Origin of the sequence: Streptomyces sp. NPDC005408 (assembly GCF_040606445.1) — a bacterium.
Classification (GTDB): Bacteria; Actinomycetota; Actinomycetes; order Streptomycetales; family Streptomycetaceae; genus Streptomyces.
Genome location: NZ_JBEXEX010000044.1, coordinates 24,582 through 38,613 on the forward strand (window position 1 = coordinate 24,582; position 14,032 = coordinate 38,613).

General features: G+C 69.2%; 13 protein-coding genes. 11 read left to right on the forward strand and 2 right to left on the reverse strand.

Features of this window, described 5'->3' with window-relative positions; translation table 11 throughout:
- Positions 1 to 7 precede the first annotated feature (7 nt).
- From pdxS to ABZS64_RS30125, 11 genes are all read left to right on the forward strand, one after another.
- Positions 8 to 922 (forward strand): pyridoxal 5'-phosphate synthase lyase subunit PdxS, encoded by a 915-nt coding sequence (gene pdxS / locus ABZS64_RS30075; protein WP_355836477.1) that lies wholly within the window; start codon positions 8 to 10, stop codon positions 920 to 922.
- Positions 922 to 1,521 carry a pyridoxal 5'-phosphate synthase glutaminase subunit PdxT gene (gene pdxT / locus ABZS64_RS30080; protein WP_355836480.1) on the forward strand — a complete coding sequence of 200 codons (600 nt, stop codon included), beginning with the start codon at positions 922 to 924 and terminating at the stop codon, positions 1,519 to 1,521. Before pdxS ends, pdxT begins: the two co-directional genes overlap by 1 nt.
- A 63-nt stretch (positions 1,522 to 1,584) precedes the next feature.
- The gene (locus ABZS64_RS30085) at positions 1,585 to 2,337 is read left to right on the forward strand and encodes a YebC/PmpR family DNA-binding transcriptional regulator (protein WP_355836482.1); all 753 of its coding nucleotides are present in this window, start codon (positions 1,585 to 1,587) and stop codon (positions 2,335 to 2,337) included.
- Positions 2,338 to 2,441: 104 nt separating this feature from the next.
- Positions 2,442 to 2,972, forward strand: coding sequence for a crossover junction endodeoxyribonuclease RuvC (gene ruvC / locus ABZS64_RS30090; protein ID WP_355836485.1), 531 nt, complete (start codon positions 2,442 to 2,444; stop codon positions 2,970 to 2,972).
- Positions 2,969 to 3,586, forward strand: coding sequence for a Holliday junction branch migration protein RuvA (gene ruvA / locus ABZS64_RS30095; RefSeq protein WP_355836488.1), 618 nt, complete (start codon positions 2,969 to 2,971; stop codon positions 3,584 to 3,586). The genes ruvC and ruvA overlap by 4 nt, the downstream gene beginning before the upstream one ends.
- Before the next feature lie 32 nt (positions 3,587 to 3,618).
- A complete protein-coding gene (gene ruvB, locus ABZS64_RS30100; protein WP_355836491.1) occupies positions 3,619 to 4,698 on the forward strand; it encodes a Holliday junction branch migration DNA helicase RuvB in 1,080 nt (359 codons plus the stop codon).
- A gap of 165 nt (positions 4,699 to 4,863) precedes the next feature.
- Entirely contained in the window at positions 4,864 to 5,406 is a 543-nt protein-coding gene (yajC, locus tag ABZS64_RS30105) for a preprotein translocase subunit YajC (RefSeq protein ID WP_355836494.1), read from the forward strand.
- A gap of 146 nt (positions 5,407 to 5,552) precedes the next feature.
- Entirely contained in the window at positions 5,553 to 7,307 is a 1,755-nt protein-coding gene (secD, locus tag ABZS64_RS30110) for a protein translocase subunit SecD (protein ID WP_355836497.1), read from the forward strand.
- Between the two features lies 1 nt (position 7,308).
- Complete coding sequence (secF, locus tag ABZS64_RS30115; RefSeq protein WP_355836500.1) at positions 7,309 to 8,403, forward strand: protein translocase subunit SecF; 1,095 nt, start codon at positions 7,309 to 7,311, stop codon at positions 8,401 to 8,403.
- Positions 8,400 to 8,942 (forward strand): adenine phosphoribosyltransferase, encoded by a 543-nt coding sequence (locus ABZS64_RS30120; protein ID WP_355836503.1) that lies wholly within the window; start codon positions 8,400 to 8,402, stop codon positions 8,940 to 8,942. Before secF ends, ABZS64_RS30120 begins: the two co-directional genes overlap by 4 nt.
- Before the next feature lie 190 nt (positions 8,943 to 9,132).
- Positions 9,133 to 11,634 (forward strand): bifunctional (p)ppGpp synthetase/guanosine-3',5'-bis(diphosphate) 3'-pyrophosphohydrolase, encoded by a 2,502-nt coding sequence (locus ABZS64_RS30125; protein WP_355836505.1) that lies wholly within the window; start codon positions 9,133 to 9,135, stop codon positions 11,632 to 11,634.
- Between the two features lie 71 nt (positions 11,635 to 11,705).
- Here the strand turns inward: ABZS64_RS30125 and ABZS64_RS30130 are convergent, their stop codons facing one another.
- Complete coding sequence (locus tag ABZS64_RS30130; protein ID WP_355836508.1) at positions 11,706 to 12,935, reverse strand: DUF349 domain-containing protein; 1,230 nt, start codon at positions 12,933 to 12,935, stop codon at positions 11,706 to 11,708.
- 175 nt (positions 12,936 to 13,110) lie between these two features.
- A complete protein-coding gene (locus ABZS64_RS30135) occupies positions 13,111 to 13,905 on the reverse strand; it encodes a peptidylprolyl isomerase (RefSeq protein ID WP_355836510.1) in 795 nt (264 codons plus the stop codon).
- Between the last annotated feature and the right edge of the window lie 127 nt (positions 13,906 to 14,032).

Consider the following 14,032-nt stretch of genomic DNA (forward strand, 5'->3'; position numbering starts at 1 on the left):
TCCATCCGTGTCCAGCACGCTTCCCACCACCCCGCAGGCCCCCGAGACCGGCACCGCGCGCGTCAAGCGCGGCATGGCCGAGCAGCTCAAGGGCGGTGTGATCATGGATGTGGTCAACGCCGAGCAGGCGAAGATAGCCGAGGACGCGGGCGCCGTTGCGGTCATGGCTCTGGAGCGGGTCCCCGCCGACATCCGCAAGGACGGCGGCGTGGCCCGGATGTCCGACCCCAACATGATCGAAGAGATCATCGAGGCCGTCTCCATCCCCGTCATGGCCAAGTCGCGGATCGGCCACTTCGTCGAGGCCCAGGTGCTGCAGTCCCTCGGTGTCGACTACATCGACGAGTCCGAGGTGCTGACCCCGGCCGACGAGGTCAACCACTCCGACAAGTGGGCCTTCACCACCCCCTTCGTCTGTGGCGCCACCAACCTGGGTGAGGCCCTGCGCCGTATCGCCGAGGGCGCGGCCATGATCCGCTCCAAGGGCGAGGCCGGCACCGGCAACGTCGTCGAGGCCGTCCGCCACCTGCGCCAGATCAAGAACGAGATCGCCAAGCTGCGCGGCTTCGACAACAACGAGCTGTACGCCGCCGCCAAGGAGCTGCGCGCCCCGTACGAGCTGGTCAAGGAAGTCTCCGAGCTCGGCAAGCTCCCGGTCGTGCTGTTCTCCGCCGGTGGCGTCGCCACCCCCGCCGACGCCGCGCTGATGCGCCAGCTCGGCGCCGAGGGCGTCTTCGTCGGCTCCGGCATCTTCAAGTCGGGCGACCCCGCCAAGCGCGCCGCGGCCATCGTGAAGGCCACCACCTTCTACGACGACCCCAAGATCATCGCGGACGCCTCCCGCAACCTCGGTGAGGCCATGGTCGGCATCAACTGCGACACCCTGCCCGAGACCGAGCGCTACGCGAACCGAGGCTGGTAATGACCACTCCCGGCTCCCCTGTGATCGGAGTTCTCGCTCTGCAGGGCGACGTACGGGAGCACCTGATCGCCCTGGCCGCGGCTGACGCCGTGGCCAGGCCGGTGAGGCGCCCCGAGGAGCTCGCCGAGGTCGACGGCCTCGTCATCCCCGGCGGCGAGTCCACCACCATGTCCAAGCTCGCGGTGCTCTTCGGCATGATGGAGCCGCTGCGCGAGCGGATCGCGGCGGGCATGCCCGTCTACGGCACCTGTGCGGGCCTGATCATGGTCGCCGACAAGATCCTCGACCCGCGCTCGGGCCAGGAGACGCTCGGCGGCATCGACATGATCGTCCGCCGCAATGCCTTCGGCCGGCAGAACGAGTCCTTCGAGGCGTCCGTCGAGGTCGCCGGAGTGGACGGCGGACCGGTCGACGGTGTCTTCATCCGCGCCCCCTGGGTGGAATCGGTCGGCGCCGAGGTCGAGGTGCTCGCCGAGCACGGCGGCCACATCGTCGCGGTGCGACAGGGCAATGTCCTGGCCACTTCGTTCCACCCGGAACTCACCGGCGATCACCGGGTTCACGGTCTGTTTGTGGACATGGTGCGCGCGGCTCGGTGACGCGATCCCGGTAGGATCTCTGCCGAACGCAGCAGGAATGGGTTACGCGAAGGAGACAGGCAGATGTCCGGCCACTCTAAATGGGCTACGACGAAGCACAAGAAGGCCGTGATCGACGCCAAGCGCGGCAAGCTCTTCGCGAAGATGATCAAGAACATCGAGGTCGCTGCCCGCACCGGCGGCGCCGACGTGTCCGGCAACCCGACCCTCTTCGACGCCATCCAGAAGGCCAAGAAGAGCTCGGTCCCGAACAAGAACATCGACTCCGCGGTCAAGCGCGGAGCCGGTCTCGAGGCCGGTGGCGCCGACTACGAGACGATCATGTACGAGGGTTACGGCCCCAACGGTGTCGCGGTGCTCATCGAGTGCCTCACCGACAACCGCAACCGCGCGGCCTCCGACGTGCGCGTCGCGATGACCCGCAACGGCGGCTCGATGGCCGACCCGGGCTCGGTCTCGTACCTCTTCAACCGCAAGGGCGTCGTGATCGTCCCCAAGGGCGAGCTGTCCGAGGACGACGTGCTCGGTGCCGTGCTCGACGCGGGCGCCGAAGAGGTCAACGACCTCGGTGAGTCCTTCGAGGTCCTGAGCGAGGCCACCGACCTGGTCGCGGTGCGCACCGCGCTCCAGGAGGCCGGTATCGACTACGACTCGGCCGAGGCCAACTTCGTCCCGACCATGCAGGTCGAGCTGGACGAGGAGGGCGCACGCAAGATCTTCAAGCTGATCGACGCGCTCGAGGACAGCGACGATGTCCAGAACGTCTTCGCCAACTTCGATGTCTCGGACGAGGTCATGGAGAAGGTCGACGCCTGACAGGCAGTCATACGACGGGCCGACGGGACACACCCCGTCGGCCCGTCGCTTTGTCAGTGGCACCGGATAGCCTGCACAAACAGGCGATCGAAGGAGGGGGCGGGGTGCGGGTACTGGGCGTGGACCCGGGGCTGACGCGGTGCGGCGTCGGCGTGGTCGAGGGCGTCGCGGGCCGTCCCCTGACGATGCTCGGCGTCGGTGTCGTACGGACCCCGGCGGACGCGGAGTTGGGCCTCAGGCTCGTCGCCATCGAGCAGGGCATCGAGCAGTGGCTGGATGAGCACCGGCCCGAATTCGTCGCGGTGGAGCGGGTGTTCAGCCAGCACAATGTGCGTACGGTCATGGGCACCGCGCAGGCCAGCGCGATCGCCATGCTCTGCGCGTCCCGCCGCGGCATCCCCGTCGCCCTGCACACCCCCAGCGAGGTCAAGGCCGCCGTCACCGGCAGCGGCCGGGCCGACAAAGCACAGGTCGGGGCGATGGTGACCCGGCTGCTGCGGCTCGACGCGCCGCCCAAGCCCGCCGACGCCGCTGACGCTCTCGCCCTCGCCATCTGTCACATCTGGCGGGCGCCCGCGCACAATCGCCTCCAGCAAGCCGTCGCGCTGCACGCATCGAAAGGCCGTACCGCATGATCGCCTTTGTGAGCGGCCCGGTCGCCGCCCTTGCCCCCACCACCGCGGTCATCGAGGTCGGCGGGGTCGGCATGGCCCTCCAGTGCACTCCGAACACGCTGTCCGAGCTCCGTATCGGCAAGGAGGCCAAGCTCGCCACCTCCCTTGTCGTACGGGAGGACTCGCTCACGCTGTACGGCTTCGCGGACGACGACGAGCGCCAGACCTTCGAGCTGCTGCAGACCGCGAGCGGCGTCGGACCGCGCCTCGCCCAGGCGATGCTCGCCGCGCACACCCCGGACGCCCTGCGGGTCGCCGTCGCCACCGGTGACGAGAAGGCGCTGACCGCGGTACCGGGCATCGGCAAGAAGGGCGCGCAGAAGCTGCTCCTCGAACTGAAGGACCGGCTCGGGGAGCCGGTCGGGGCGCACATCGGCAGGCAGGGCATCGGCACCGCCGTCTCGGCGTCCTGGCGCGACCAGCTGCACGCCGCGCTGATCGGCCTCGGCTATGCCACCCGCGAGGCGGACGAGGCGGTCGCCGCCGTCGCCCCGCAGGCTGAAGCCGCCGAGGGCGCACCGCAGGTCGGCCCGCTCCTCAAGGCCGCCCTGCAGACCCTGAACCGCACCCGCTGACCCAACCAGCCGACCCCGCGAGGCAATCCACTGTGAACTGGGACGACACCGCACCGACGACCGACGACATTGCCGCCGAGCGGCTCGTCGGCGCGTCCGCCGACGGCGAGGACCAGGCCGTCGAGGCGGCACTGCGGCCGAAGTCTCTGGACGAGTTCGTCGGCCAGGAACGGGTCAGGGAGCAGCTGGACCTCGTTCTGAAGGCGGCCCTCGCCCGCGGCGCCACCGCCGACCATGTCCTGCTCTCCGGCGCCCCCGGCCTCGGCAAGACCACGCTCTCCATGATCATCGCGGCGGAGATGAACGCCCCGATCCGGATCACCTCCGGCCCCGCCATCCAGCACGCCGGCGATCTGGCCGCGATCCTCTCCTCGCTCCACGAGGGCGAGGTCCTCTTCCTCGACGAGATCCACCGGATGTCCCGGCCCGCCGAGGAAATGCTCTACATGGCCATGGAGGACTTCCGCGTCGACGTGATCGTCGGCAAGGGCCCGGGAGCCACCGCCATTCCGCTGGAGCTGCCTCCGTTCACCCTGGTCGGGGCCACCACCCGGGCCGGGCTGCTGCCGCCGCCACTGCGCGACCGCTTCGGCTTCACCGCGCACATGGAGTTCTACGAGCCCGCGGAGCTGGAGCGCGTCATCCACCGCTCTGCCCAGCTTCTGGACGTCGACATAGAGGCCGACGGCGCCGCCGAGATCGCCGGCCGCTCCCGCGGCACACCCCGTATCGCCAACCGGCTCCTGCGCCGCGTCCGTGACTACGCCCAGGTCAAGGTGGACGGCCTGATCACCCGCGAGGTGGCCGCCGCGGCCCTGAAGGTGTACGAGGTCGACGCCCGCGGACTCGACCGCCTCGACCGTGCTGTGCTCCAGGCGCTGCTGAAGCTCTTCGGCGGCGGCCCGGTGGGCCTCTCGACGCTCGCGGTGGCCGTGGGGGAGGAGCGCGAGACGGTGGAGGAGGTGGCTGAGCCCTTCCTCGTACGGGAGGGACTGCTGGCCCGGACCCCGCGCGGCCGGGTCGCCACCCCTGCCGCCTGGGCACACCTTGGGCTCGTACCACCGCAGCAGGCCCCCGGCGCAAGCGGACAACAGGGGCTGTTCGGGACGTGACGGCGCGGATACTCGCCGGGCCAGGAACCACGGTGGGATGCTGGGCGTTGTTCCATCGATGCGGACTCGCTTAGACTCCGCCGATGCCGCCCTTCAAGGTCGGCTGCCCACCCCCGTAGATAAGGCCGCCTCACCAGCGCGGTCGTGCGAAGGAAGTTCCGTCCCGTGAGTCTCGTGACCCTCCTCCCCTTCATCGTGCTCATCGGGGCCATGTTCCTGATGACCCGGTCCGCCAAGAAGAAGCAGCAGGCGGCTGCGCAGATGCGCAATCAGATGCAGCCCGGCACGGGCGTCCGGACGATCGGGGGCATGTACGCCACCGTCAAGGAGATTCACGACGACAGCGTCCTCCTCGAGGTGGCCCCCGGCGTCCACGCCGTCTACGCCAAGAACTCCATCGGTGCGGTGCTCGACGACGACGAGTACAACCGCATCGTGCACGGCGACGGCGACCTCAAGGCCGACGGCACCATCGTGCCGGACGACGCTTCCTCGCTGACCGAGGCCACCGACTCCGACTCCTCGGACGACGCCAAGATCGACCTCGGCAAGAAGCCCGAGGCTGACGACGTCAAGGCTGACGACGTCAAGGCTGACGACGTCAAGGCTGACGACGCAGAGGCCGACGAGGCTGACGCCGCAGACGCTGAGCCCAAGGACGCCGAGGCCAAGGACGGCAAGGCCGACGGCGAGACCGACGCGAAGTAGCCATGATCGGGGACCGCACAGGCGCCTACCGGTGCCCGGCGGTCCCCCGGTCGTGTTGAATTCTGCGGGGGCAGGTCCCCACAACACTTCGTGGCCGCCTCGGCGCACACCCGGCGCGGGACGGTTGGACAGGGAGAAACGAGAAGGTGGCAGCACCGAATAGGGGCCGAAGGCCCACGGGGGCTCAGGGCAAGCCGGGGCGCGCCCTGGCTCTGATCCTGATCGCCATGGTCGCGCTCACGGGCGGCATGTTCTGGGCGGGTCAGCTCACGCCGCGTCTGGGTATCGACCTGGCGGGCGGTACGACCATCACGCTCAAGGCCAAGAGCGAACCTGGCAAGAAGGACGCCGTCAACGAGACCAACATGAACACCGCGGTCGGCATCATCGAGCGCCGTGTCAATGGTCTGGGTGTCTCCGAGTCCGAGGTTCAGACTCAGGGCCGAGAGAACATCATCGTCAACATCCCCAAGGGGACGAACTCTCAGCAGGCCCGTGAGCAGGTCGGCACCACCGCCCAGCTCTACTTCCGGCCCGTGCTGACCGTCGCAGCAGGCGGCCCCACCACCCCGCAGCCCACCCCGAGCGCCTCGGCGTCAGGCAAGGCCAAGGACAAGGCGAAGGACGGCAAGCAGACGGCCAGCCCGTCGTCGTCCGGCACCCCCTCGGCCACGCCGACCACGCAGGGCCGCGCGGTGACCGACGCCCTCAAGGCGCCGAAGCCGACCCCGACCCCCTCCGGCTCGGGCAAGCCCTCCTCGACGCCGAAGCCGACCCCGCCCGGGGACACCGCGGGCGCCGACAAGCTGCAGAAGCAGTTCCTGGCGCTCGACTGCACCAACAAGACGGCCCGCGCCGCCGCCGGTGACAACGTCAAGCCCACCGACCCGACGGTCGCCTGTGGCAAGAACTCCGCCGGCGAGTGGGAGAAGTACGTTCTCGGCCCGGCCGAGGTGGACGGCAAGGACGTCAGCGACGCCAAGGGTGTGCTGGATCAGCAGCGTGCTCAGTGGATCGTCACCATGGAGTTCACCGACAAGGGCTCCAAGAAGTTCCAGAAGATCACCGGCCGGCTGTCGCAGCAGCAGCCGCCGATGAACCAGTTCGCCATCGTTCTCGACGGTGAGGTCGTTTCCGCCCCCTCGGTGCGGACGACGCTGAGCGCCAACGCCGAGATCTCCGGCAGCTTCGACCAGCAGTCCGCGCAGGATCTGGGCAACATCCTGTCGTACGGCGCGCTCCCGCTCTCCTTCGAGGAGCAGAGCGTCCAGACCGTCAGCGCCGCCCTCGGCGGGGAGCAGCTCAAGGCGGGTCTGATCGCCGGTGCGATCGGTCTCGCGCTGGTGATCATCTACCTGGTGGCGTACTACCGCGGCCTGGCCCTGATCGCGATCCTCAGCCTCATCGTCTCCGCGATCCTGACGTACACGATCATGACCCTGCTCGGCCCCGGCATCGGCTTCGCCCTGAACCTGCCCGCGGTGTGTGGTGCGATCGTTGCGATCGGTATCACCGCGGACTCGTTCATCGTGTACTTCGAACGTATCCGGGACGAGATCCGCGAGGGCCGTACGCTGCGGCCGGCCGTCGAGCGTGCCTGGCCGCGTGCCCGGCGCACCATCCTGGTCTCCGACTTCGTGTCGTTCCTCGCCGCCGCGGTGCTGTTCCTCGTCACAGTCGGCAAGGTCCAGGGCTTCGCGTTCACCCTCGGTCTGACCACCGTGCTCGACGTGGTCGTGGTGTTCCTGTTCACCAAGCCCGTCATGACGCTGCTCGCCCGCAAGAAGTTCTTCGCGGACGGCCACCCGTGGTCGGGCCTCGACCCGAAGCGGCTCGGTGCCAAGCCTCCGCTGCGCCGCTCGCGTCGCGCCTCCGCCCCCACCGACCCGAAGGAGGCGTGAGATGTCGCGACTCGGCACTCTCGGCGCCCGGCTCTATCGCGGCGAGGTCGGCTATGACTTCGTCGCCAAGCGGAAGATCTGGTACGGCGTTTCGATCCTGATCACCATCACGGCCATCCTCGGCCTGGCGGTGCAGGGTCTCAACCTGGGTATCGAGTTCAAGGGCGGTGCCGTCTTCACCACCCCGAAGACGAGCGTCTCGGTCAGCCAGGCCCAGTCGTACGCGGAAGAGGCCTCCGGCCACCCCGCCATCGTCCAGAAGCTCGGCAACGGCGGCCTGCGGATCCAGGTCAGTGAGCTCAACCAGACTCAGGCGAACAAGGTCAGCAAGACCCTCTCCGAGGACCTGAAGGTCCCCATGGAGAACGCCGAGATCGTCGGCCCCAGCTGGGGTGAGCAGATCGCCAACAAGGCGTGGACCGGTCTCGCGGTCTTCATGCTCCTGGTGGTGATCTATCTCGCGATCGCCTTCGAGTGGCGCATGGCCATCGCCGCCCTGATCGCACTGATTCACGACCTCACGATCACCATCGGTGTGTACGCACTCGTGGGCTTCGAGGTCACACCGGGCACCGTGATCGGTCTGCTGACCATCCTCGGTTACTCCCTCTACGACACCGTCGTCGTCTTCGACGGTCTCAAGGAGGGCTCGAAGGACATCACCAAGCAGACCCGCTACACGTACAGCGAGATCGCCAACCGCAGCCTCAACGGCACGCTGGTGCGTTCCATCAACACCACCGTTGTCGCGCTGCTGCCGGTCGCCGGTCTGCTCTTCATCGGTGGCGGCGTCCTCGGCGCGGGCATGCTCAACGACATTTCGCTGTCGCTGTTCGTCGGCCTCGCCGCCGGTGCGTACTCCTCGATCTTCATCGCCACGCCGCTCGTCGCCGACCTCAAGGAGCGCGAGCCGCAGATGAAGGCCCTGAAGAAGCGGGTGCTCGCCAAGCGTGCGAAGGCAGCAGCCGAGGGCGTGTCGGCGGAGGATTCCGGTGAGCCGCAGGACGAGGCGCCGGGTGACGCCGCGACGGCCGGTGCCGTCGTGGGCCCGCGGGGCAACCGCGGCCGGGGCCGTCCTTCGGGCAAGCGCCGATGACGGCCAGTACGTCGGAGCTGCTGCTCAGCCGCATTCGTGACGTCCCCGACTATCCGAAGCCGGGGGTGATGTTCAAGGACATCACGCCCCTGCTCGCGGACCCGAAGGCCTTCACGGCCCTCACCGACGCGCTCGCCGAGCTGTGTGCGCGCCACGAGGCCACGAAGATCGTCGGGTTGGAGGCGCGCGGCTTCATCCTGGGCGCGCCGGTCGCCGTCCGGGCAGGGCTCGGCTTCATTCCCGTACGCAAGGCGGGCAAGCTCCCCGGAGCGACGCTCTCGCAGGCGTACGAGCTGGAGTACGGCACCGCCGAGATCGAGGTGCACGCCGAGGACCTGCAGGCGGGCGACCGCGTCATGGTCATCGACGATGTGCTCGCCACCGGTGGCACCGCCGAGGCCTCGCTGGAGCTGATCCGGCGGGCCGGAGCCGATGTCGCGGGCGTCGCGGTACTGATGGAGCTCGGCTTCCTCGGTGGCCGTGCCCGTCTGGAGCCCGCCTTGCGAGGGGCTCCGCTGGAGGCTCTGATCACGCTCTGACCGGTCCGCCGGTCCGTTCCTCACCGCCCTCGCACGGCGGCGCGCAGTGACGAGAGGGCACCCGAAGCGATTCGGGTGCCCTCTCCTGTCATGTCCGGAGCTGCCGCCTCGTGAGCACCGGAACCGCGAGGTCGATACCATGGCTTCTCCGGGCCTGACCGGGGGACCCGGAACCGCACGAGGAGCGCTCTTGCCAGACGAGGCCCAGCCCGCCGCCGCGCAGCCCGACCAGCAGGCCGAAAAGGCCGCGGCAGCCCCTGTCACGCCCGAGAACAAGCCAGCCGAGAAGCCGAAGCCGGCGGCGCCCGAGCGTACGAATGGTGCGGCCCCCGTCCCCACCCCCGTGCCGGCGGCTCCGAGGCCCACGCCCGCCGCCGTCCCCCGCACCGGCGGCTCGTCGAACCGCGTGCGCGCCCGCCTGGCCCGCCTGGGCGTCCAGCGCTCGTCGCCGTACAACCCCGTCCTGGAGCCGCTGCTGCGGATAGTGCGCAGCAACGACCCCAAGATCGAGACGTCCACGCTGCGCCAGGTCGAGCGCGCCTACCAGGTCGCCGAGCGCTGGCACCGCGGCCAGAAGCGCAAGAGCGGCGACCCGTACATCACGCATCCGCTCGCCGTCACCACCATCCTCGCCGAGCTCGGCATGGACCCGGCGACGCTGATGGCGGGGCTGCTCCACGACACCGTCGAGGACACCGAGTACGGCCTGGACACCCTGCGCCGCGACTTCGGCGACCAGGTGGCCCTGCTCGTCGACGGCGTCACCAAGCTGGACAAGGTCAAGTTCGGCGAGGCCGCGCAGGCCGAGACCGTACGCAAGATGGTCGTCGCCATGGCCAAGGACCCGCGCGTCCTGGTCATCAAGCTCGCCGACCGGCTGCACAACATGCGCACGATGCGCTACCTCAAGCGGGAGAAGCAGGAGAAGAAGGCCCGCGAGACGCTTGAGATCTATGCGCCCCTGGCCCACCGGCTGGGCATGAACACCATCAAGTGGGAGCTGGAGGACCTCGCCTTCGCGATCCTCTACCCCAAGATGTACGACGAGATCGTGCGGCTCGTCGCCGAGCGGGCGCCCAAGCGCGACGAGTACCTCGCCATAGTGACCGACGAGGTCCAGTCCGATCTGCGCGCGGCCCGTATCAAGGCCACGGTCACCGGCCGGCCGAAGCACTACTACAGCGTCTACCAGAAGATGATCGTCCGCGGCCGGGACTTCGCGGAGATCTACGACCTGGTGGGCATCCGCGTCCTCGTCGACACCGTCCGCGACTGCTACGCGGCGCTCGGCACGGTCCATGCGCGATGGAATCCGGTCCCCGGCCGGTTCAAGGACTACATCGCGATGCCCAAGTTCAACATGTACCAGTCGCTGCACACGACGGTGATCGGTCCCAACGGCAAGCCCGTCGAGCTGCAGATCCGCACCTTCGACATGCACCGCCGCGCGGAGTACGGCATCGCCGCGCACTGGAAGTACAAGCAGGAGACCGTCGCGGGCACCTCCAAGGTGCGTACGGACGTGCCCAAGGCGGGCAAGGGCACCGCCGGCCAGGACACCGTCAACGACATGGCGTGGCTGCGCCAGCTCCTCGACTGGCAGAAGGAGACCGAGGACCCCAGCGAGTTCCTGGAGTCGCTGCGCTTCGACCTCTCGCGCAACGAGGTCTTCGTCTTCACGCCGAAGGGCGACGTCATAGCGCTGCCGGCGGGCGCCACTCCCGTCGACTTCGCCTACGCCGTCCATACGGAGGTAGGCCACCGGACCATAGGAGCGCGGGTCAACGGGCGGCTGGTACCGCTCGAATCGACCCTCGACAACGGCGACCTGGTCGAGGTCTTCACCTCCAAGGCCGAGGGCGCCGGCCCCTCGCGCGACTGGCTCGGCTTCGTCAAATCGCCCCGGGCACGCAACAAGATCCGTGCCTGGTTCTCCAAGGAGCGCCGCGAAGAGGCGATCGAACAGGGCAAGGACGCCATCGCGCGGGCCATGCGCAAGCAGAACCTGCCGATCCAGCGCATCCTCACCGGCGACTCGCTCGTCACGCTGGCGCACGAGATGCGCTACCCCGACATCTCGTCCCTGTACGCGGCGATCGGCGAGGGCCATGTGGCCGCGCAGGGCGTCGTACAGAAACTGGTGCAGGCCCTCGGCGGCGAAGAGGCCGCCAATGAGGACATCGCGGAGAGCACACCGCCCTCGCGCAGCCGCTCCAAGCGACGCGCCAACGCCGACCCCGGCGTGGTCGTCAAGGGCGTCGAAGACGTCTGGGTCAAACTGGCCCGCTGTTGTACGCCCGTCCCCGGCGACCCCATCATCGGCTTCGTCACGCGCGGCAGCGGCGTATCGGTGCACCGCGCGGACTGCGTCAACGTCGACTCGCTCTCGCAACAGCCCGAGCGCATCCTCGACGTCGAGTGGGCCCCGACCCAGTCCTCGGTCTTCCTGGTCGCCATCCAGGTCGAGGCACTCGACCGGTCCAGACTCCTCTCGGACGTCACGCGGGTCCTGTCCGACCAGCACGTGAACATCCTGTCCGCCGCCGTCCAGACCTCCCGCGACCGGGTGGCCACCTCGCGCTTCACCTTCGAGATGGGCGACCCGAAGCACCTCGGGCACGTGCTCAAGGCGGTACGGGGCGTGGAGGGCGTCTACGACGTCTACCGCGTGACCTCGGCCCGCCGCCCGTAGCCCGGCTGCCCGTAGCGCATACGAAGGGCCCCCTGTACGTCACGTACAGGGGGCCCTTCGTACAGCCGGCTTCAGCCGCCGAACTCCTCCAGGCCCTTCAGCGCCTGGTCCAGCAGCGCCTGCCGGCCCTCAAGCTCCTTGGCGAGCTTGTCGGCCTTGGCGTTGTTGCCCGCCGCGCGCGCCGCGTCGATCTGGCCGCGCAGCTTGTCCACGGCCGCCTGCAGCTGACCGGTCAGACCCGCGGCACGCGCACGAGCCTCCGGGTTCGTCCGGCGCCACTCGGTCTCCTCGGACTCCTGCAGCGCCCGCTCCACGGCATGCATCCGGCCCTCGACCTTGGGACGGGCGTCCCGCGGCACATGGCCGATGGCCTCCCAGCGCTCGTTGATGGCCCGGAAGGCAGCCCGCGCGGCCTTCAGGTCCGTCACCGGCATCAGCTTCTCGGCCTCGCCGGCGAGCTCCTCCTTGAGCTTGAGGTTCTCGCCCTGCTCGGCGTCGCGCTCGGCGAAGACCTCGCTGCGGGCTGCGAAGAAGACGTCCTGGGCGCCGCGGAAACGGTTCCACAGATCGTCCTCGGACTCGCGCTGCGCGCGGCCCGCGGCCTTCCACTCCGCCATCAGCTCGCGGTAGCGGGCGGCCGTGGTGCCCCAGTCGGTGGAGCCGGACAGCGACTCGGCCTCGGCGACCAGCTTCTCCTTGGCCTTACGGGCCTCCTCGCGCTGCGCGTCCAGCGAGGCGAAGTGCGCCTTGCGGCGCTTGGAGAACGCCGAGCGGGCGTGCGAGAAGCGGTGCCACAGCTCGTCGTCGGACTTCCGGTCGAGCCGGGGCAGGCCCTTCCAGGTGTCCACCAGGGCGCGCAGCCGCTCGCCGGCCGCCCGCCACTGCTCGCTCTGCGCCAGCTCCTCGGCCTCGGTGACCAGGGCCTCCTTGGCGTGCCGCGCCTCGTCGTTCTGCTTCGCCTTCTGGACCTTGCGTTCCTCGCGGCGCTTCTCGACCGTCGCGACCAGACCGTCGAGGCGCTTGCTCAGCGCGTCGAGGTCGCCCACGGCGTGATGCTCGTCCACCTGCTGGCGCAGATGATCGATGGCGGTCTGCGCGTCCTTGGCGGAGAGATCGGTGGTCTTCACCCGCCGTTCGAGGAGGCCGATCTCGACCACCAAGCCCTCGTACTTGCGCTCGAAGTAGGCCAGGGCCTCCTCTGGAGTCCCCGCCTGCCACGATCCGACGACCTTCTCGCCATCGGCTGTACGCACGTACACGGTGCCCGTCTCATCGACACGGCCCCACGGGTCGCTGCTCACAGCGCCTCCTCCACCTGATGCCTGCGAGGGGGTTCGCCCCCGGGCATCGTCCACAGTTGCCTGGACGGGCCGCGCCCGCCCTCCACAACGCCGATCCAGCCAGCGCTGCACACCGCCCAATCTAGGCGACCGGCCGCCCGGCTGTCCGCACTCAGCGCGGCCGAAATTCCCCGGCTCACGCCTTCGGGACCGCCGCCTTCTCCATGGTGACGGCCTTCTTGGGGGCCCCGTCCTTGGCTCCGCCCGCCACTCCGTCCTTCGCCACGTCCTGCACGGCCTTCAGGCCCACGGCGTCCATGGTTCCGAACGGTGTGTAGCTCGGCGGCAGCTTGGAATCCTTGTAGACGAGGAAGAACTGGCTGCCGCCGGAGTGCGGCTGGCCGGTGTTGGCCATCGCCACGGTCCCGGCCGGGTAGGTGACGGTGCCGTCGGCGCCCGCCTTGCCCAGCGCGGTCAGATTCTCGTCCGGGATCGTGTAGCCCGGCCCGCCCATGCCGTCGCCCTGGGGGTCGCCGCACTGCAGCACGAAGATCCCCTCCGTGGTCAGCCGGTGACACTTCGTGCCGTTGAAGTAGCCCTTGTCCGCCAGGGACTTGAACGAGTTCACGGTGTGCGGGGTCTTGGTTGCGTCCATCGCGATCTTGATGGTGCCCTGGTTCGTCGTGAGATCCAGGGAGTACTTCGCCTTCTTGTCGATCGACATGGCGGGCTCGGGGGCGGCGCTCTTGCTCGGGGACGGGGTGGCGCTGGGGGACTGGCTGTCGCCCGCCGACGAGCCGTCCGCCTTGGTGTCCCCGTCGGACAGCCCGATCGAGGCATAGGCCGCGGCGCCCGCGGCGAGCACCACGGCGAGCGCCGCCGCGATGATGGTGTACCGCTGCTTCTTCTTGCGGGACTGGGTCCGACGCTGCTGCTGGCGCTCGAACTTCTCCCTGGCGAGCTGCCGCCGCCGCTGATCGCTGGTGACCACCGGGTCTTCTCCTTGTACGTCGCGTGATGCCGACCGGTCGAGTGTGCGTACCGTATACGGGTTGGCTGTGTGAGTAGCAGCGCCGGTAGGCTCTGATCTGCTGCTCTCCACCACCACACCGAGGACG

Bases quoted from the DNA above. Each gene is read 5' to 3' on its own strand.
- ABZS64_RS30085 (WP_355836482.1), top strand. From the start codon at position 1,585: ATGTCCGGCCACTCTAAATGGGCTACGACGAAGCACAAGAAGGCCGTG.
- ABZS64_RS30120 (WP_355836503.1), top strand. From the start codon at position 8,400: ATGACGGCCAGTACGTCGGAGCTGCTGCTCAGCCGCATTCGTGACGTC.
- secF (WP_355836500.1), top strand. From the start codon at position 7,309: ATGTCGCGACTCGGCACTCTCGGCGCCCGGCTCTATCGCGGCGAGGTC.
- ruvA (WP_355836488.1), top strand. From the start codon at position 2,969: ATGATCGCCTTTGTGAGCGGCCCGGTCGCCGCCCTTGCCCCCACCACC.
- pdxT (WP_355836480.1), top strand. From the start codon at position 922: ATGACCACTCCCGGCTCCCCTGTGATCGGAGTTCTCGCTCTGCAGGGC.